This is a genomic window from Actinomadura rugatobispora, from assembly GCF_055379765.1.
The window spans coordinates 1,548,557-1,567,971 of record NZ_AP029191.1 but is presented as its reverse complement, the minus strand read 5'-3'; the positions used below and the strand labels follow the sequence as shown (position 1 = coordinate 1,567,971).

Genomic DNA, 19,415 nt, shown 5'->3' with positions numbered 1-19,415 from the left:
CCCGGTTTCCTTGGGTCAAGGGAGTCTCCAGGAATCCTTTCCAGTCCCTGTGGTCGGCCGTGCGCCGGTGTGTCGGTTTCGTGGTCACGGTGTGACCGACCGTAGTGTGTCTCGGCGTTGAGGCAGCCAGGGTTTCGAGCCGCGCGCCCGCAGGTGGGCTGCCGGGCGCACGGGACGGTCGGGGGGCTTGTGCATGACGGCTGAGGGTGGCGCGGGCGGGATCATCGGCATCTCCCCGTTCGGACGGCCGGCGCCCCATCTCACGGTGGCGGTGGCCCGGGCCGGCGCGATCGGGGTCCTGGACCTCGGGACCGACCGCGCCGCCGCGCTGGCCGCGCTGGCCGACGTGGGCCGCTGGTGGCGGGGGGCGTTCGGCGTCCGCGTGCCCGCCGGGTGCGGCGTGCGGCCCCGCGACCTCCCGGACGCCGTGGACACGGTCCTGATCGACTTTCCCGCGCTGCGGCCGGAGGCGCCGCGTCCCGCCGAGGTCGAGGCCCCCGCGCCCGCCGAGTCCACGATGCCCATGCCGGCGGTGTCTCCGGACCCGGCCGCCGACGTGTACCAGGACGAGGACGACGGCGGCTGGACGGTCCGGACCATCCCGCCGCCCCCGCCCGCGAGCGACCGCGGTGCGCATGGCGAGTACGAGTTCCGCCCCGTCGAGGGCGGAGAAGGCGATGACGACGACGCCGAAGGGCTGATCGACCCCCGCGCGTTCGCGGCGGGCGGGCGCCGGAGGCTGCTGATCGAGGTCGTGAACCCGGAGGAGGCGACCGAGGCCGTCCGCAGGCTGGGCCCCCTCGCGGCCGCCCGGCCCGGGCACGGCCTGGTCGCGCGGGGCTGCGAGGGCGGCGGCCGGGTCGGTGAGCTGTCCACGTTCGTGCTGCTCCAGCGGCTGCTCGGGGACGCCAGGATCGGGCTGCCGGTGTGGGCGGCCGGCGGGATCGGCCCGCACACCGCCGCGGCCGCGGTCGCGGGCGGCGCCGCCGGCGTGGTCCTGGACTCCCAGCTGGCGCTCGTCCGGGAGACGGACCTGCCGGCCGACGTCGCCGCCGCGGTGGCGGCGATGGACGGCTCGGAGACGCGGATCGTCGAGGGGCACCGCGTGTACGCCCGCCCCGACCTGCCCCGCATCGAACTGGCCGGGCTCGACCTCGCCGGGATGAACGCCAGGATGGGCGCGACCGGGCTGCGGTCGCGGCTGCTGCCGGTGGGCCAGGACGGCGCGCTCGCCCGCCCGCTGGCCGAGCGCCACCGGACGGCGGGCGGCGTGGTGCAGGCCGTCCGCGCGCAGATCGCCGCGGGCATCCGCGCCGCCGTGCGCACCGAGCCGCTGGCCTCCCGCGGCGCGTCCGGTCCGGGGGCCGAGGAGGCGTCCGGTGCCGGGACGGGCCGCGAGTACCCGGTGGCGCAGGGCCCGATGACGCGGGTGAGCGACCGGTCGGCGTTCGCGGCGGCCGTCGCGCAGGACGGCGGCCTGCCGTTCCTCGCGCTCGCGCTGATGAGCGGCGACGAGACCCGCGACCTGCTGCGCGACACCGCCGAGAGGCTGGGCGAGCGGCCCTGGGGCGTGGGCGTGCTCGGGTTCGCGCCGCCCGAGGTGCGGGAGGCCCAGCTCGCCGCCGTCCGGGCGGTGCGCCCCCCGTACGCGCTGGTCGCCGGTGGCCGTCCCGCCCAGGTCGAGCCCCTGGAGTCGGTCGGGATCCGCACGTACCTGCACGTCCCCTCGCCGGGGCTGCTGGACCGCTTCCTGGCCGAGGGCGCGCGCAGGTTCGTGTTCGAGGGCAGCGAGTGCGGCGGGCACGTCGGGCCGCGCGCGAGCTTCCCGCTGTGGGAGGCGCAGGTCCAGCGGCTGCTGGCGTACTGCGACGCGCACGAGGGCGCGGCCGCCGGGCTGTCGGTGATGTTCGCGGGCGGGATCCATGACGAGCGTTCGGCGGCGATGGTGGCCGCGCTGGCCGGGCCGCTGGCCGAGCGCGGCGTCGGGATCCGCCTCCTGATGGGGACGGCGTACCTGTTCACCTACGAGGCGGTCGCCGCCGGGGCGATCACCCCGGGGTTCCAGCGGGCCGCGATCGAGTGCGACGGCACCGCGCTGCTGGAGACCTCGCCGGGGCACGCGACCCGGTGCGCCCGCACCCCCTACGTCGCGGCGTTCGAGGAGCGGCGGCGCCTGCTGGAGGAGGCGGGGACGCCCCGCCAGGAGGTGTGGCGGCTGCTGGAGGAGCTCAACCTCGGCCGGCTGCGGATCGCCAGCAAGGGCCTGCGCCGCGAGCCCGGCCGCGGGCCGCTGGCCGGGGCGGGCGGCGCCGCCGAGCCGGGCGGCCTGGTACCGGTCGGCGCGGACGAGCAGCGCGCCGAGGGCATGTTCATGCTGGGGCAGGCCGCGGCGCTGCGCTGGTCGACAACCAGCATCACCGGCCTGCACGAGCAGGTCAGTACTGGGGCGACGTTCTTCCTGGCCACGCGCGCTGCCACGCTCGGTCTCGCCGGGGCGGGCGCGGAGTCCGCGCGGGCCCGCGGCGCCGCCGGCGCCGCCGAGGCCGCGACGGGCGCTTCCGGTGCCTCCGCCGAGGGGGCGGCCGGGGAGCCGATGGACATCGCGATCGTCGGCATCGGCTGCGTGTTCCCGGGCGCCGCCGACAGCGCGGCGTTCTGGGCCAACGTCGTCCGCGGCGTGGACTCGATCTCCGAGGTGCCGCCCGACCGGTGGGACCCGGACGTCTACTTCGACCCGGCGGCGCTGCGCGAGGACGCGGGCGCGGGCGCCAAGACCCCGTCCAAGTGGGGCGGGTTCATCCCGGACGTCCCGTTCGACGCGCTCGCCTACGGCATCCCGCCCGCGTCGCTCGGCAGCGTCGAGCCGATGCAGCTGCTGGGCCTGGAGGTCGCCGCGCGGGCGCTGCGCGACGCCGGTTACGCCGACCGGCCGTTCGACCGCTCGCGCACCTCGGTGTTCTTCGGCGCGGAGGCGGGCACCGACCTGGGCAACGCCTACGGCGCCCGGGCGCTGCTGCCGATGTACTACGGCCAGGTGCCGCCCGGCCTGGACGAGCAGCTCCCGCGGCTCACCGAGGACTCCTGCCCGGGCGTCCTCACCAACGTGATCGCCGGGCGGATCGCCAACCGGCTGGACCTGGGCGGCGCCAACTACACCGTGGACGCCGCGTGCGCCGCGTCCCTGGCCGCGCTCGACGCCGCGTGCAAGGAGCTGGTCGCCGGCGGCAGCGACATGGTCCTGTGCGGCGGCGCCGACCTGCACAACGGCATCTACGACTACCTGCTCTTCTCCGCCGTGCGGGCGCTGTCGCCGCGCGGGCGGTGCGCGCCGTTCGACGCCGCCGCCGACGGGATCGCGCTCGGCGAGGGCGTGGGCTGCGTGGCGCTGAAGCGGCTGGCCGACGCCGAGCGCGACGGCGACCGGATCTACGCGGTGATCAAGTCGGTGGCGGCCGCCAGCGACGGCCGCTCGGCCGGGATCACCGCGCCCCGCGCGGAGGGCCAGCGGCGGGCGCTGGAGCGCGCGTACCGGCGCGCGGGGGTGTCGCCGTCCCGCGTCGGGCTGGTGGAGGCGCACGGCACCGGCACCGAGGTCGGCGACCGGGTCGAGCTGGCCACGCTCACCGAGACGTTCACGGGGGCCGGGGCGCGGCCGGGCGGGACGGCGCTGGGCTCGGTCAAGTCCCAGATCGGCCACACCAAGTGCGCCGCGGGCCTGGCGGGCCTGATCAAGACCGCGTACGCGCTGCACACCGGCGTCCTGCCCGGCACCCTGCACCTGGAGCGGCCCAACCCGTCCTGGGACGCGGCGACCAGCCCGTTCGCGTTCGGGCGGACGACGCGGCCGTGGGCGGCGGCGCCGGGCGAGCGGTACGCGGGGCTGAGCGCCTTCGGGTTCGGCGGCGCCAACTTCCACGCCGTCCTGGCCGGGTACGACGGGGCGCCGGAGCCGGTGTCCGGGGTCGCCGAGTGGCCCGCCGAGCTCTTCCTGATCCGCGGCGCGGACCAGGCCGAGGCCGGCGCCGAACTGGACCGGCTCGAGGCGCTGCTGACCGACGGGACGGCATCGGCCTCCGGCGGGGGGCAGGGGCGGGTGCGGCTGCGCGACCTGGCCCGCACGTTCGCCGAGCGCGAGGGCCCGGTGCGCGCGGCGCTGGTCGCCACCGGCCCGGACGACCTGCGCGACAAGATCGCCGCCGCGCGGGAGTTCCGCGCCGCCCCCGGCGTGCGCGTGGCCGACGAGGACGGCGCGGTGGCCGGCGGCCGGGTCGCCTTCCTCTACCCGGGGCAGGGCAGCCAGCGGCCGCACATGCTCGCCGACCTGTTCGTGACCTTCCCGCGCCTGCAGCGGCTGCTGCGGCTGGCCGGGGGCCGCTACGCCGGCGCGATGTTCCCGCCCGCCGCGTTCACCCCGGAGGAGGCGGAGCGGCAGCGCCTGGCGCTCACCGACACACGGGTCGCGCAGCCCGCCCTGGGCATCGCCGGGCTGGCCGTCCACCGGCTCCTCACCGCGCTGGGCGTGCGGCCGGACCTGGCCGCCGGGCACAGCTACGGCGAGCTGGTCGCGCTGTGCGCCGCCGGGGTGTTCGGTGAGGAGGACCTGATCGGGCTGAGCGCCGCCCGCGCCGAGGCCATCCTGGCCGCGGCCGGGGTCAGGGTCGGGACCGGCGCGGGCGGGGACGCGGGCGCCATGGCCGCCGTCGCCGCCCGCCTGGAGGACGTCCGCGCCGCCCTGGACGGCGTCGGCGAGGTCGTCGTCGCCAACCACAACGCGCCCCGCCAGGTGGTGATCTCCGGATCGTCGCCGGGGATCGAGCAGGCCCTGGCGGCTCTGGGCGAGCGGGGGATCGCGGGCAGGCGGCTGCCGGTCGCGTGCGCCTTCCACAGCCCGCTGGTCGCGGGGGCGGCCGCCGCGCTGCGCGCCGAGCTGCACTCCCGCGACCTGCGCTCGCCCGCCTACCCGGTGTGGTCCAACTCCGGCGCCGCGCCGTACGACACCGACCCGGACCGGCTGCGCGCCACCCTCGCCGGGCAGGTCGCGGTGCCGGTCCGGTTCGTCGAGCAGATCGAGGCGATGTACGCGGCGGGCGCCCGGATCTTCGTCGAGGCCGGGCCGGGGCGCGTCCTGACCCAGCTCACCGGCAAGATCCTCGGCGACCGGCCGCACACCGCCGTGGCCGTCGACGTCCCCGGCGAGGAGGGGGTCGAGCGGCTGCTGACGGCGCTGGCCGACCTGGCCGTGGCGGGGGTGCCGGTGGACCCGCTGCCGCTGTTCGCCGGGCGGGACGCGCGGCCGCTGCCGTCCGCTGGCGCGGTTCCCAGCACGGGCCGCAGCACGGGCCCCGGCACGGGGCCCGGCTGGATCGTGAACGGACATCTCGTACGCACCGCCGACGGCGGCCATCTGGACAACGGGCTGCGCCCCGCCGAGCGGATCGCGCCGCCGCTCGCGGGCGTGCCGCAGGGGGAGACCATGGATTCCGGACAGAACGTTTCCGCGCCGCCGCAGCCGGGCGGGGCGCGCACCGCTTCCGTGCCCCCTCCGTCCCCGGCGCCCTCGGTCCCCGCGGCGTCCTCGGCGCCCTCAGGGGCCTCGGAGGAGGCCGCGGAGGGCGAGGCGGCGGTGCTGGAGTTCCTGCGGTCCGGACGGGAGATCATCGCGGCCCAGCGCGAGGTCGTGCTCAACTACCTGGCCGGCGAGCAGCGGCCCGGGGGCGGGGCCGTGCCGCGGCCGCCGCTGCCGGCCCGGTCCCGCGCGCCGCGGCCCCTGCCCGTGCCGGTCCCGGGACCGCGCCGGGCGATGCCGGGCGAGGCCGTGAGCGCCTCCTCCGGCGCCGGCACGACCGGCGCGAACGGCGCGGAGCCCGAGCCGGAGGCCCGGCCCGCGGCGCCGGGCCCCGCCGACATCCGCAGCGGAGCGAGGAATGTCGGCGAAGCCGTTGCCGGGGGGTCTGGGGGGGCGTCCCCCCAGAATGATGCCGACATCCGGTCGACGGTCCTGGAGGTGATCGGTTCCCGCACCGGCTATCCGGAGGGGATGCTGGCCGTGGAGCTGGACCTGGAGGCCGATCTGTCGATCGACTCCATCAAGCGGACCGAGATCATCGGCGAGCTGGCCGAGCGGGTCGGGCTGGCCCCGGCCGGGACGCGGCTGGACGAGACCGTCGCCGAGCGCCTCGCCCGCATCAAGACCATCGCCGAGCTGGTCGCCTGGATCGGCGAGCGCCTGGCGGGCAGGACCGACCCCGCCCCGGACCCCGTCCAGGAATCCGCCCCGCCCCCCGCCGCCGTGGAGGGGACGGCGACGCTGCGGCACGTCGTGCGCATGACCGAGCTCCCCGAGCCGCCGCCGGGCTTCCCGGACGCCGCCGGGCGGTTCGCGGGCCGCACCTTCGTGATCGTCGACGACGGGTGCGGGATCGCGCTCGAACTCGCCGCGCTGCTGGAGGACCAGGGCGCCCACGTGCGCACCCCGAGGGAGCCGGACGGCCCCTGCGACGGCCTGATCCACCTGGGCTCGCTCCAGCCGGGCGGCGGGCCGGTGCTGCCGGGGGCCTACGCCCCGATCCGGGCGGCGCTGGTGGGCGGCCTGCGCTGGCTGGTGCTGGCGGGCGGGACGGGCGGCACGTTCGCCCGCCGCTACGACGGCGGCGACGCGGGCGACCCGACTCCGGGCACCGGGCTGCGCGGCCTGGCCCGGACCCTGGCACGGGAGTTCCCCGAGACGCTGGTGCGCGCCCTGGACGTCAACACCAAGGAGACGCCGCGCGCTATCGCGCTGCGCGTCCTGGCGGAGATGGCCGACGCGGAGGCACCCGTGGACGTCGGCCACGACGGCGAGGTACGGCGCACGCTCACCGTCGTCCCCGCCGAGCTGCCGCTCCCCGCCGCGGCCCTCGGGCCCGACGGGCGGCCCGCGCTCGGCCTGGACGCGAACAGCGTCGTGCTGCTGACCGGGGGAGCGCGCGGCATCACCGCGAAGGTGGCCCTGGAGCTGGCCCGCACGACCGGCTGCCACATCGAGCTCGCGGGCCGTACGCCGCTGCCCGGCGCCGAGCCGGCCGGGCCCCCGCCCGCGGAAGCGCACGACGAGGCGGCGCTGCGCCGCTTCCTGGTGGCGCGGGGCGGGAACCGCACCCCCGCCGAGATCGAGGCGGAGATCCGCCGGATCCTCGCCGCCCGCGAGGTGGCCGCGACGCTGGAGGCGCTGCGCGAGCACGCCGCCTCCGTCCGCTACCAGACCCTGGACGTGCGGGAGGCCCAGGCCGTCCGGGCCCTGGTGGAGGACGTCTACGCCCGCCACGGCCGCCTCGACGGGGTAGTCCACGGCGCGGGGCTGGTGGATGACCGGCTGGTCCGCCACAAGGATCCGGCCTCCTTCGACCGGGTGTACCGGACCAAGGTCGACGGCGCGTCCGCGCTGGCCGCCTCCGTCCGCCCGGATCTCGGCTTCTTCGTGGTGTTCGGCAGCGTCTCGGGCGTCCGCGGCAACCGCGGCCAGGCCGACTACGCCGCCGCCAACGACGCCTGCGACACGTTGGCCCACGCCTGGCGCACCCGGTTGCGCGGCCGGGTGCTGGTGGCCGACTGGGGCCCGTGGGCGGGCGGCGGGATGGTCACGCCCGAGCTGGCCCGCGAGTACTCCCGCCGGGGCGTGCCGCTGATCGATCCGGACGCGGGCGTGGCCGCGCTGCTGCGCGAGATCGTCCACGGCGACGAGGTCCAGGTCGTCTTCACGGGGGTGCCGTCATGAACCGTGCCCGAGCGAACGGGAAGGCCGCGGTGGCGGCCAGGTGGGGCCCATGAGCGGCGGCGGGAGCCCCGCCGGCCGCGGGGCCGGGGCGGGGGCCGCCGAGCCGATCGCGATCGTCGGACTCGGGGCGATCTTCCCCGGGGCCGGGACGGCCGCCGCGTTCTGGCGCAACGTCCAGAACGGCGTGGACGCGATCCGCGACGTGCCCCCCAACCGCTGGGACCCCGACGTTTACTACGACCCGGGCGCCTACGACCGGCCGCCCGAGAGCGACCGCTTCTACTGCCGCCGGGGCGGGTTCATCGACGACCTCGCCACGTTCGATCCCGCCCGGTTCGGGATCATGCCGGCCGCGGTGGCCGGGATGGAGCCCGACCAGCTGTTGGCGCTGCGCACCGCCGCCGAGGCGATCGCGGACGCGGGCGGCGAGGAGCGGCTGCCGGACCGGGAGCGGATCGGCGTGGTCATCGGCCGCGGCGGCTATCTGACCCCGGGCGTGGCCCGGTTCGACCAGCTGGTGAGCGTGTCGCACCAGGTCACCGGGGTGCTGGCCGAGCTGCTGCCGGAGCTGGGCGGGGACCGGCTGGCCGAGATCGGCGCCGCGTTCCGGGCCCGGCTCGGCCGGGCCGAGGACTCCGGCGGGCTGGTGCCCAGCTTCGCCGCGTCCCGCATCGCCAACCGGTTCGACCTGCGCGGCCCCGCCTACACGCTGGACGCGGCGTGCGCGTCCTCGCTGCTGGCGGTGGAGCACGCGGTGCGGGCGCTGCGGTCCGGGCAGTGCGACGCGATGCTGGCGGGGGCCGTGCACCACGCGCACCACGTCACGGTGTGGAGCGTGTTCAGCCGGCTGCGGGCGCTGAGCCGGGGCGAGCGGATCCGCCCGTTCGACCGGGCGGCCGACGGCACGCTGCTGGCCGAGGGCACCGGGATGGTGCTGCTGAAGCGGCTGGCCGACGCCGAGCGCGACGGCGACCGGGTGCACGCGGTGATCCGCGGCGTCGGGTCCTCCAGCGACGGCCGGGCCGGCGGGATCATGAGCCCGCAGGTGGACGGGCAGGTGCTCGCGGTGGAGCGGGCCTGGCGGGACGCCGGTCTGGACCCGGCCGAGCCCGGCGCGGCCGGGCTGGTCGAGGCGCACGGCACCGCGACCCCGGCGGGGGACGAGGCGGAGCTGGCCACGCTGCGGCGCGTCTTCGGGACCGCGCCGGCGGGCCCGGGGGCCGGCGGCGGGCCGCCGCTGTGGCTGGGCACGGTCAAGTCGATGATCGGGCACGCGATGCCCGCCGCCGGGATGGCCGGGCTGATCAAGGCGGCGTGCGCCGTGCGGGACGCGGTGCTGCCGCCGACGCTGAACATCGAGGAGCCGCACGCCGCCCTGGCCGGGACCCGGCTGCGGCCCGTCCGGGAGCTGGCGGAGTGGGAGCCCGCGGTGGAGGGGATGCCGCGCCGCGCCGTCGTGAACGCCTTCGGGTTCGGCGGCGCCAACGCGCACGTGGTGCTGGAGGAGCCGCCCGCGTCGTCGGCGTCCCCGGCCTCAGGGCGTGGCCTGCGGAGGGTCTTCGCGGCGGGCGGCGCCGGGCGGTTCGGCGGCCAAGGCGTCGGGACGGGCGCCGAGGCGGGCGCCGAGGCGGTGCTGCGGCTGTCGGCCTCGTCCCCGGACGCCCTCAACGACCTGCTCTCCCTCCCGGACGAGGAGCTCATGGCGCGCGGCGAGTCCCCCGCCGGAGGCGGCGCGGGCGTGTGCCGGGTCGCGATCGTCGAGCCCACCGCGCGCAAGCTCGACCTGGCCCGCGCGGTCGTCGCCCGCGGCACCCCGTGGCGGGGGCGCAGCGACATCTGGTTCACGCCGCGGCCGATGCTCGGCGGCGACCCCGGCACGGGCCCCGGCACGGGCGCGGGGACGGGCGCGGGGACGGGCGCGGGCCGCACGGCGTTCCTGTTCCCCGGCTTCGAGCCCGCCTTCGAGCCCCGGATCGACGACATCGCCGCGCACTTCGGACTGGAGCCGCCGCGGCTGACCGGCCGCTCCGACGCGCTCGGCCACGCCGCCGACGTGATCGCCGCCGGCCGGCTGCTGGCCGCCGCGCTGGCCCGGCTCGGCATCGAGCCGGACGTGGCCGCCGGGCACAGCCTCGGCGAGTGGACCGCGATGATCGTGTCCGGGATGTACCCGCCGGAGGCCGTGAACTCCTTCATCGCCGCGCTCGACGACGAACCGCCGCTGCGGATGCCGGACGCGGCGTACGCGGCGCTCGGCTGCGGCGCGCACCGCGCCCAGGAGGTCCTCGGCGGCCGCGGCGACGTGGTCGTCAGCCACGACAACTGCCCGCACCAGTCGGTGATCTGCGGGCCCCCGGTGGCGGTCCGGGAGGTGCTCGGACGGCTCGCCGCCGAGGGCGTCCTCGGGCAGGAGCTGCCGTTCCGGTCCGGGTTCCACACCCCGATGGCGCGGGTCCACCTGGAGGCGGCGCGGCGCTCGTTCCGGGCGCTGCCGATCCGGGAGCCGCGGTACCCGCTGTGGTCGGCGACGACGGTGGCGCCGTTCCCGTCCGACCCGGCGGAGGTGCGCGAGCTGGTCATCCGGCATCTGCTGGAGCCGGTCCGGTTCAGCGAGCTGATCGAGGAGCTGTACGGCTGGGGCGTCCGGGCGTTCGTGCAGGTCGGGCCGGGCAGCCTGACCGGGTTCGTCGGCGACCGGCTGGGCGGCCGCGATCATCTGGCACTGGCGGTGAACGTGCCCAAGCGCGACGGGATGGCGCAGCTGCGCCGGGTGGTGGCCGCGCTCTGGGCCGAGGGCTACGGGTCGGCCGGTGCCGGGACGGCGCCGTTCCCGGGCGCCGGCGACGCGGGCGGCCACCAGGGGCCCACGGGCATCAGGCTCGACCTGGGCACCCCGCTGGTCCGGCTGGACGGGGCCGTCCCGCCGCTGGTGCCGGCCTGGCCGGGCGGGGACGGCGGCTGGCCCGAGCTGCCCGCGCGCGACCCGGTGATGGCCGAGCTGGACGCGCTGCTGCGGGAGGCCACGGCCACCGCGCAGAGCGTGGTGGACGCGCTGGGCCCGGCCGGCGGCGCCGACGCCGAGGCCGTCGCCGGCCAGGACATCGGGATCGACTCCGAGTTCGATCCGGGCTTCGACGGGAGCGTCGCCGGCGGCGGCGTCCCCGGCCTCGACCGGGACTTCGGCGCCGGACCGCGGACACGCGCCGCCGGGGCGGCCGGGCCGGTGCGGGAGCCGGAGGTCACGGAGCTGACGACCTCCCGCACCTTCTCGCTGGAGGCGATGCCGTACCTCACCGACCACTGCGTGATCCAGCAGCCCGCGGGCTGGCCGGAGATGTCGGACCGGTTCCCGGTCGTCCCGCTGACCACCCTCCTGGAGGTGATGGCCGAGACCGCCCGGGAGCTGCTGCCCGAGCTGGTGGTCGTCGGGTTCGAGGACGTGCGGGCGCTGCGCTGGGTGGTGGCCTGCCCGCCGACGACCGCCGACATCCGGGCGCAGCTCGTCCGGGACGAGGGCTTCCGGGCGGCCGGGCCGCGCCGGGTGCGGGTGTCGGTGCAGGGACACGCCGACGGGACCGTGCTGCTCGCCGAGCGGTACCCGGCCGTCCCGCTGCGGACCCTGGACGACCGCAGCCCGCTGGACGGGGAGGGCCCGCCGCCGGTGACGGCCGCGCAACTCTACGACGAGCGGTGGATGTTCCACGGGCCGCTGTTCCAGGGCGTCTCGGAGATCTGCTCGATGGCCGGCGACGGGCTGCGCGGCGTGCTGGCCGCGTCCGCCACGCCGGGCGCGCTGCTGGACAGCGCCGGGCAGCTGTGCGGCCACTGGATCCAGGTGTACGGGGAGAAGGATCAGACCGTCTTCCCGATCGGCATCGGCCGGGTGTCCTTCTACGGCCCGCCGCCGCCCGCCGGGGAGCGGCTGGACACCACCGTCTGGAACCGGTCGATGTCGGAGACCATCGTCAAGTACGACGTCGAGATGACCCGGTCCGCGGGCGGGGCGGTCTGGGGGCGGATCGAGGCGTGGACGACGCGCCGCTTCACCACCGACGAGGCGACCTGGCGGATGAAGTTCACCCCGGAGGTGTCGGGGGTGGGCGACCCGCGGCCGGGCGGCTGGTGCCTGGCCCGCCGGCACTGGGACGGCTCGTCCGCCCGCGACCTGCTGATGCGGCAGTACCTCGGCGCCGCCGAGCGCGAGGTGTACCACCGGCTGCGGCCGCGCGAGCGCGGGCCGTGGCTGCTGGGCCGGATCGCGATCAAGGACGCGGTGCGGTACTGGCTGTGGGAGCGGGGGCACGGGCCGCTGTTCCCGGCCGAGCTGACCGTGCACGAGGACCTGGGCGCGGCCGGCGGCCCGGGGGAGGGCCGGCCGATCGTGACGGGGCCGTTCGAGACGGACCTGACGGTGGCGGTCGCGAGCACGGCCGAGCTGGGCGCGGCGCTGGTGCGGCCCGCTCCCGAGCCCGCCGGGATCGCGGTCGTGCCGGTCGGCGATCCGGAAGACGGCCCGGGGGACGGCCCGGGGGACGGCGCCGCCGGCGGTTCGGAGGCGATGCGCCGCGCGGCACGGGCGGCCGGTCTCGCCGCCGGCCGGGTGGCGGAGGTGGAGTCGTGCCTGCTGGACGGGCACGCCGTGGCCTGGACGGTCGCGGCGCCCGACGACGGTGGCGGGGACGAGGGCGGCCGGGAGGACGGCCGCGACGGAACGGGCAACGGGGAAACGGGGGAGCAGAGAGCATGACACGCGCGGACGGCGTCCTCTCCGAGGTCGTCCAGATGCTGGTCGACGTGGTCGGCGACGACTTCCTGCTGGAGGGCGACGTGGGACCGGAGACCACGCTGAACGAGGACCTGGCGCTGGAGAGCATCGAGTTCGTCGCGCTGGCCGAGCGGCTGCGGCGCCGCTTCGGCGACCGTGCCGACCTGGCCTCGCTCGTCGCCGGCATGGATCTGGACCAGATCATGCGGATGACGGTCGGCGACCTGGTGCGCCACATCGAGTCGCGGCCGGAGTCCCCGGCCGCGACCGCCGGGGTCTGAACCGTTGGCCCCCTTCGTGCACGCGCGGGGCGTGCGTTTCCACGTCGTGGACCTGGGTGCGGGACGGCCCGGAGCCGGCCCGCGGACGGCCGAGCCGCTGGTGATGCTGCACGGGCTGTTCACCGGCAGCGCCGCGTCCTGGTTCTTCACGGTCGCCCCCGCGCTCGCCCGCACCCGCCCCGTGCGGCTTCCCGACATGCGGGGGCACGGGCTCAGCGAGCGCACCCCGACCGGCTACGACACCGCGACCCTGGCCGCCGACCTGGCGGCGCTGACCGCCGGCCTGCCGCCGTTCGCGCTCGCCGGGCACAGCTACGGCGCGGCGGTCGCCGTGCGGTTCGCGCGGGCCCACCCGGGCCGGGTGACCCGGCTGGCGCTGATCGACCCGCCGTTCGCCGGGGCGTGCGGCGGCGTCCCGGCCCCGGCCCTGCTCGCGCGCGAGCCGGGACGGCGCAGCGGCGTGCGCGCCCTGCTGGAGCAGACGAGCGTACTGGCCGATCTGGCCGCCGAACCGGCCGTGACGGCCGCCGATCTGGGCGCCCTGGAGGGCGTGCCGGTACTGGCCGTCGCGGGCGAGGACTCGCCGTTCCGCGCGGCCTGCGACCTGGTCGGCCAGGCACTGCCCGCGGCCCGCTGCCACGTCCTGCCGGGTGGTCACGACCTGCACCTCACCGCGCGGCACCGGCTGGGGCCGCTGCTCGAAGCCTTCCTGGCCGAGGAGCCCAGCCCATGCCTGAACTGATCGCGCGCGGGAACCGCTTCCACGTCCAGACGCTCGACCCCGCCGGCCCGGCCGGGCGTGGCGCGCCGGTCGTGGTGTTCGTCCACGGCCTGGTCATGGACAACCTGTCGAGCTTCTACTACACGCTGGCCGCCCCGGTCGCCGAGTCCGGGGCGAGGACCGTCCTGTACGACCTGCGCGGGCACGGGCGGTCCGGGCGCACCCCGACCGGGTACGGGATGGCGGACGCGGTCGCCGACCTGTTCGCCGTGCTCGACGCCCTCGGGGAGCGGCGCCCGGTGCACCTGGTCGCCAACAGCTTCGGCGGCGTGATCGCGCTCAACGCGGCGCTGGCCCGGCCCGGGCGCGTCGCCGGGCTGGTGCTGGTCGAGGCGTACGGGCCGTCCGAGCGCCCCGCCGAGTGGACCGAGTCCATGCTCAACACCCTCGGCAGGTCGGCGCTGGTGCTGGAGCACGAACGGCTCGCCGACCAGCTGCTGTCGATCGGCTGGCGGCGGCACGGGCGGCAGGCCGCCACCGCGGACGCGCTGGTCAACGGCACCAGCCTGCTGGAGGACCTGGCAGCCGTGGAACCGGTCCCGCCGGGTGCGCTCGCCGCGCTGTCCTGCCCGGTGCTCGCGGTGTACGGGGAGCACTCCGATGTGGGCGAGGCCGGTCGGCTGCTGCTGGCCTCCGTACCCGACTGCACGTTGCACACCCTGGCGGGCCACGCGCACAGCGTGCTGAGCGAAGGCACCGCCGAGCTTCTGGAGGTCATGTTGCCCTGGCTGTCCGACCATGCGGGTACGAGGAGCCCCGCCGGCGCCCATCGCGGGCTTGCACGTTCCGGCGCCCGCACTGCGTCCACGCGTTCCGGTTTCGCCGGTTCCGGTGTCCTCCGGGCGGCCGTCCTGAGCGGGGGTGCGGTCTGGTGAGCGGGCGCAGGGTGAAGGTGCCCTCGCTGCTGGGCGAGGACGGCTCGGTGGCCCGGCCCCCGGCCGCGGCCGGGGAGGGCGGGGCGCGGCGGCGCTTCCTGTTCGCGGTCCCGCCGCTGACCGGCCACGTCAACCCCACCGTGGCGGTGGGCGCGGAGCTGGTCCGGCGCGGCCACAAGGTCGCCTGGGTGGGCCAGCGGGCCTTCCTCGAACCGCTGCTGCGCCGCGGCTCGATGATCTTCACCGCGGAGGACGAGGCGTTCGCGGCCCGCCTGGAGGAGGCCCGCCGGGAGTGGCTCGGCCTGCGCGGCCCGGCGGCGCTGCGGTTCCTGTGGGAGGAGTTCATCGTCCCGCTGGGGCACGCGATGATGCCCGGGGTGGAGAACGCGATCAAGCGGTTCCACCCGGACGTGGTGATCGGCGACCAGCAGGTGCTGGCGGCCCCGGTCGCGGCCCGGCGGCGCGGCCTGCCGTGGGCCACCTCGGCCACGACGTCGGCCGAGTTCACCCGGCCGCTGGCGGGCATGCCGCTGGTGGAGGAGTGGGTCCGGGACCTGATCGGGGAGTTCCAGCTCGACCACGGCATCGATGACCTGCTGGACCTGCGCTTCTCCGACCATCTGGTGCTGGCGTTCACCACGGGCGCGCTGATCGGGGACGTCTCGTTCTTCCCCGGGCACTTCGCGTTCGTCGGGCCCGCGCTGCGCCGTCCGGCGGCGGGCGACTTCCCGTGGCAGTGGCTGGACGAGGGCGGCGGCCGTCCGGCGGTGCTGGTCTCGCTGGGCACCATCGACGGGCCGGCCGGGGAGCGGTTCTTCCGGGTCGCCGCCGAGGCGGTGCGGAGCCTGGACGTGCGCGCGGTGTTCGTGGCGCCGCCCGCGACGCTGCCCGACCCGCCGCCGAACGTGCTGGTGCGCGAGCACGTCCCGCAGCTGTCGCTGCTGAAGCGGATGTCGGCGGTGGTCTCGCACGGCGGGCACAACACCGTCTGCGAGACGCTGGCGCAGGGCCTGCCGCTGGTGGTCGCGCCGATCCGGGCGGACCAGCCGGTTGTGGCGCGGCAGGTGGTGGGCGCGGGCGCGGGCATCACCGTGCGGTACGGCCGGGTCGGGCCGGGCGAGCTGCGGGCCGCGCTGGGCTCGGTGCTGGAGAACGCCGCCTACCGGGAGGCGGCGGCCCGGGTCGCCGAGTCGTTCGCGGCGGCCGGTGGCGCCGCGCACGCGGCCGACCGCCTGGAGAAGCTGGCGTGATCCTGGACGCGGCCGCCGCCACCGCCGCGGCCGTCACGGGCGCGCCCAGGGCCTTGCTGCCCCTGGCGGTCGGCTCGGGGGTGCTGCTGAACGCGGTGCGCCTGCGCAGGCGGATCATCTGCCTGCGCAGAGTCGCCCCGGCCGGACGGTACGAGCCGTTGCGCTGGGCGGCCGGTGGGCGCGGGGCGGAGGGGCCGTACGGGCCGTACGAGATGCTCACCGCGGAGAAGGCCGTGCTGAGCGGCCAGGCGAGGAGGGCCGCGTTCGCTCATGCGCGGGCACGCGAGCTTCAGGTCCTCGACCTGATTCCCTCGGATCTGCCCGTGCAGAGGGCCCTGGACTTCGCCCGTGGCTTCGACCCCAGGAAGTACCGGGACGACCCCCTCGCCGTGGGGTGCGGCGTAGGGTTCGCCACGGTCGTGGCAGGCGATGTGCTGGAACGCGCAGGACTCCCGCCCGGTCCGCTGGAGCCGGGTGAGTACGGGGCCGCCACCGCACGGCTGCGGCAGTGCGCGCAGCCGCGCCGCCAGGGGAAGGGCTTCGCGGCGGACCTGGCGGTCGTTGCGGGGCACACCACCCCGCGCGCGCCCGCCTGCGCCGCACGGAGGGCCTGGTTGCGCGGTCTCGGCGTCTCGCCGTGGGGCATCCTGGGCGGATCGGCGCTCGGCTACGCCATGGTGTGGCTCGCCCTGGCCGCCGACATCGCCTGGGGGATGCTCGCCGTCGCGGCCTACTGCCTCGTCCCGTACGTGGTCTTCGCCAAGACGGCGCTGGCGCCGCGCGATCTGCACCGGTCGGCGTTGCTGCGCCTGGTGCAGACGCCCTGGAGCTGGTGGCAGACCCTGCGCGCACCCGTGACCGCATGGGAGTGGGACCGGGTGGAGGGCGAGACCCAAGCCCGCGCCCACTACCGGGACGACCTGACCGAGGGGATCGAGCGCTTCTTCGACCCTCGCAGGGACGACTGCCCGTGGTGCGGGTCGTGGTCGCTGGAAGAGCATGTGACGAGCCGGGACGTGGTCCAGGCCAAGCCGGGACGCTTCACCCTCGACCGCTGCGCCGAATGCGGCCACATCTTCCAGAACCCGCGGCTCAACCAGGCGGGCCTGGAGTTCTACTACCGGGACGCGTACGGCGGCCTGGGAGCGGCGGCCAGCGAGCGGCTCTTCGCCATGCAGGGGCCCGCCTACCAAGCGCGCGCGGAACTGGCCGCCGTGCACCTGGGCCCGCGTACGTGGCTGGACGTGGGAACAGGGCACGGCCATTTCTGCCGTACCGCGAGGCAGGTCCTCCCCGAGACCGAGTTCGACGGTCTCGACCTGGGAGCGGGCGTGGACGAGGGCGCGCGGCGGGGCTGGCTGCGGCGCGCCTTCCGGGGCTGCTTCCCCGACCTGGTGGACGACCTCGCCGGGCGCTACGACATCGTCAGCATGCACCACTACCTGGAGCACACGCCCGACCCGTTCGGCGAGCTGGACGCCGCCGTGAAGGTCCTCGGGCCGGGCGGGCACCTGCTGATCGAGCTGCCCGACCCCGAATGCCGTACCGCCCGGCTGCTGGGCCGCCGCTGGGGCTCCTGGCTGCAACCCCAGCACCTGCACATGATCCCGATCGGAAACCTGGAACGGGCCCTGGCCGCGCGCGGCATGCACGTGGTGGCCCGAGAGCGGCGTGGCGCGAGGCAGCCTCACGACCTGGCGTTCTCGGTGCTGACCGCGCTCACGGCGCTCGCCCCGGACCCGTCCCGTCCCTGGGCCCCGCCAGGGGGAGGCCACCGCATCACCCGTCTCGCCAAGCGCGCGCTGCGCGTGGCCGGGCTGGCCTGCGCCGGGCCACTGCTGGCCCTGGCCGTGCTGCTGGAGCGGCTGCTGCTTCCACTGATTCCGGGGACGAGCAACGCCTACCGCCTACTGGCGCGAAAGGACGAAGGCTGATCAGCACCATGGAAACCCGGGCCGTCGCCGAACCGGCCGCCCCGGACATCAGGATCACCGCGTACGTGTTCGAGCGGATCTTCGGGAGGCCGCCAGGCAGCGTGCGGCATGCGCCCGGCGCGCTCACCCTCCTGAGCAGCGGCCCCGGCCCTCAAGGGCCCGGCCCTGGGGAACGCAGCCTGACCGTGGCCGTTCCCTGGGGCGCGATCGTCGCCGTAGGAGAAGGCCCGCTCGACCTCTACTCCATGAACCACCACGCCGACCGCCATACGGAAGGCGAGCCGCCCGCGTGGGCGGTCCCAGCGCTCAGGGCCCTGGAGGCCCACGACGTACCGGCGGCCCAGATGGTGGTGAACCGCGAGCTGCCCGCGCAGACCGGCCTTCTCCAGGGGGCCGAGACCTTCTGCGCCGTGTCCCAGGCCCTCCAGGACATCAACGGGCATCAGGCCCCGTCCCCGCCGTCCGTACCCGACGGCGACCCCGCCTACCTGACGGGCCTGCGCGCCCGCTCAGGGCACGCCCTGCTCCTGAGGGGCGACCACGGTGTGGAGCAGATCCCCTGCGATCTGGCAGGGGAGGGCCTGCGCTTCCTCATCATCGAGACCGGCGCCAACGAAGAACCCCCGGAGGCGCGCTGCCATCCACTCCTCGTGGAAACGGCCGCCGCCGCGCTCAGGGGCCGCGATCTGGAGGCGTTCGGCGCCCTCCTGGACCGCGGGCACGCGCGGGGAGAACCGTCCCTCGACCGTGCCCTGGACACGGCGCGCGAGGCCGGGGCACTGGGGGGCATGGTCGTCGGCCGGTGCGCCGTGGCGCTGGTGCCCGTCACCGCCGTCCGCCGCGTGCGGAAGAACGTGAAGGCGGGCCTCGCGGGCTCGACCCGCCGCCCGCCCCGCTTCCTCACCACCGTCCCGGCGGGACGCGCGGACCACGGACACGCGGACCACGAGGAGGGGAGCGCCGCTGAGCCGGTCAGAGCTTCGGTGTGAAGGGGCGGCGGTAGTCGGGATCGTCGGGCCGGGCCAGCCCGCGCAGGGCCGTCTCGACCAGCTCGATCCCCTGGAGCAGCGCGACCAGCCGCCCGCCCTCGCGGCGGTAGGTGTCGAGCACGGCCTCGATCCCGTGCGGCGGGACGAGGTCGCCGAGATCGACCCGGGCCGTGCGGAAGCCCTCCCGCGCCGCCTCCACGGAGGAGTTCACATGGTGCCGGGCCATCCTGGCCAGCGCGATCGGGTAGCGCCGCAGCACCCCGTACCGGCGGTACTCGGGCGGCACGAGTTCGAGCAGCCAGGCCAGCGCGGTGTCCTCGAAGCGCTCGGTGCCCGGAGGGTGGACCTGCGACGGCCAGCCGGGCGGGACGTACGTGCTCACACCGTCACGATAACCCAGGATCGAACATTCGTTCGATGCGACATGGACAGACGTTCCTTACCGGGCGCTACTGGGCCTGTCCGGGCTCGGGCCGGCCGGGCGCAGGGGACCGCCGGATGCGGATCTTGCCGGACTGCAGGTCGTCGCGGGCGGCGGTGTCGCCGGCCTGTTCATGGTCGTCCTGGCGGCGCGTCTTCTGCGCCTCCTGCTCCTCCATCTTGACCTTCTTGGAGCCCTCGAACGCGGACGCCAGGTCCTCGAACATGCCGCCGCCGAAGCCGGCGCCGGTCTCGCCGTCCCCGCGGATCGCGCCCATCAGGGACGTCTTGCCGGTGCCCTCCTGGGGCCAGTCGACGATCTCCGGCTCGGCGGCCGGCTTCGCCGTGCCCATGGCACGGCCCTTGA

At 76.6% G+C, this 19,415-nt stretch carries 10 protein-coding genes; 8 read left to right on the top strand and 2 right to left on the bottom strand.

Going from position 1 to position 19,415, the window contains the following annotated elements; all coding sequences use genetic code 11:
• Positions 1–193: 193 nt before the first annotated feature.
• Genes ACZ466_RS06380 through ACZ466_RS06345 form a run of 8 tightly spaced genes read left to right on the top strand, consistent with a single transcriptional unit; the run spans position 194 to position 18,628 of the window.
• Positions 194–7,753 (top strand): SDR family NAD(P)-dependent oxidoreductase, encoded by a 7,560-nt coding sequence (locus ACZ466_RS06380; RefSeq protein WP_378285750.1) that lies wholly within the window; start codon positions 194–196, stop codon positions 7,751–7,753.
• A gap of 49 nt (positions 7,754–7,802) precedes the next feature.
• Complete coding sequence (locus tag ACZ466_RS06375) at positions 7,803–12,500, top strand: beta-ketoacyl synthase N-terminal-like domain-containing protein (protein ID WP_378285751.1); 4,698 nt, start codon at positions 7,803–7,805, stop codon at positions 12,498–12,500.
• Positions 12,497–12,799, top strand: a complete 303-nt coding sequence (locus ACZ466_RS06370) for an acyl carrier protein (RefSeq protein WP_378285752.1) — start codon at positions 12,497–12,499, stop codon at positions 12,797–12,799. Before ACZ466_RS06375 ends, ACZ466_RS06370 begins: the two co-directional genes overlap by 4 nt.
• A gap of 31 nt (positions 12,800–12,830) precedes the next feature.
• Positions 12,831–13,541, top strand: coding sequence for an alpha/beta fold hydrolase (locus ACZ466_RS06365; RefSeq protein WP_464042998.1), 711 nt, complete (start codon positions 12,831–12,833; stop codon positions 13,539–13,541).
• Positions 13,529–14,455: an alpha/beta fold hydrolase gene (locus tag ACZ466_RS06360; RefSeq protein ID WP_378285754.1), complete on the top strand. Its 927-nt coding sequence runs from the start codon at positions 13,529–13,531 to the stop codon at positions 14,453–14,455. The genes ACZ466_RS06365 and ACZ466_RS06360 overlap by 13 nt, the downstream gene beginning before the upstream one ends.
• Positions 14,452–15,705, top strand: a complete 1,254-nt coding sequence (locus ACZ466_RS06355) for a glycosyltransferase (RefSeq protein ID WP_378285756.1) — start codon at positions 14,452–14,454, stop codon at positions 15,703–15,705. The genes ACZ466_RS06360 and ACZ466_RS06355 overlap by 4 nt, the downstream gene beginning before the upstream one ends.
• The gene (locus ACZ466_RS06350) at positions 15,702–17,639 is read left to right on the top strand and encodes a class I SAM-dependent methyltransferase (RefSeq protein ID WP_378285757.1); all 1,938 of its coding nucleotides are present in this window, start codon (positions 15,702–15,704) and stop codon (positions 17,637–17,639) included. Before ACZ466_RS06355 ends, ACZ466_RS06350 begins: the two co-directional genes overlap by 4 nt.
• An 8-nt stretch (positions 17,640–17,647) precedes the next feature.
• Positions 17,648–18,628, top strand: coding sequence for a hypothetical protein (locus tag ACZ466_RS06345; protein ID WP_378285758.1), 981 nt, complete (start codon positions 17,648–17,650; stop codon positions 18,626–18,628).
• Here the strand turns inward: ACZ466_RS06345 and ACZ466_RS06340 are convergent.
• Both ACZ466_RS06340 and ACZ466_RS06335 read right to left on the bottom strand, forming a co-directional pair.
• Positions 18,612–19,010 (bottom strand): hypothetical protein, encoded by a 399-nt coding sequence (locus tag ACZ466_RS06340; RefSeq protein WP_378285759.1) that lies wholly within the window; start codon positions 19,008–19,010, stop codon positions 18,612–18,614. The two genes, ACZ466_RS06345 and ACZ466_RS06340, sit on opposite strands and share 17 nt — an antisense overlap.
• Before the next feature lie 67 nt (positions 19,011–19,077).
• Positions 19,078–19,401, bottom strand: a complete 324-nt coding sequence (locus ACZ466_RS06335; protein WP_378285760.1) for a DUF6191 domain-containing protein — start codon at positions 19,399–19,401, stop codon at positions 19,078–19,080.
• Between the last annotated feature and the right edge of the window lie 14 nt (positions 19,402–19,415).

Coding starts and splice junctions, on each gene's coding strand:
- ACZ466_RS06345 (WP_378285758.1), top strand. CDS start 17,648: ATGGAAACCCGGGCCGTCGCCGAACCGGCCGCCCCGGACATCAGGATC.
- ACZ466_RS06375 (WP_378285751.1), top strand. CDS start 7,803: ATGAGCGGCGGCGGGAGCCCCGCCGGCCGCGGGGCCGGGGCGGGGGCC.
- ACZ466_RS06360 (WP_378285754.1), top strand. CDS start 13,529: ATGCCTGAACTGATCGCGCGCGGGAACCGCTTCCACGTCCAGACGCTC.
- ACZ466_RS06380 (WP_378285750.1), top strand. CDS start 194: ATGACGGCTGAGGGTGGCGCGGGCGGGATCATCGGCATCTCCCCGTTC.
- ACZ466_RS06335 (WP_378285760.1), bottom strand. CDS start 19,401: ATGGGCACGGCGAAGCCGGCCGCCGAGCCGGAGATCGTCGACTGGCCC.
- ACZ466_RS06370 (WP_378285752.1), top strand. CDS start 12,497: ATGACACGCGCGGACGGCGTCCTCTCCGAGGTCGTCCAGATGCTGGTC.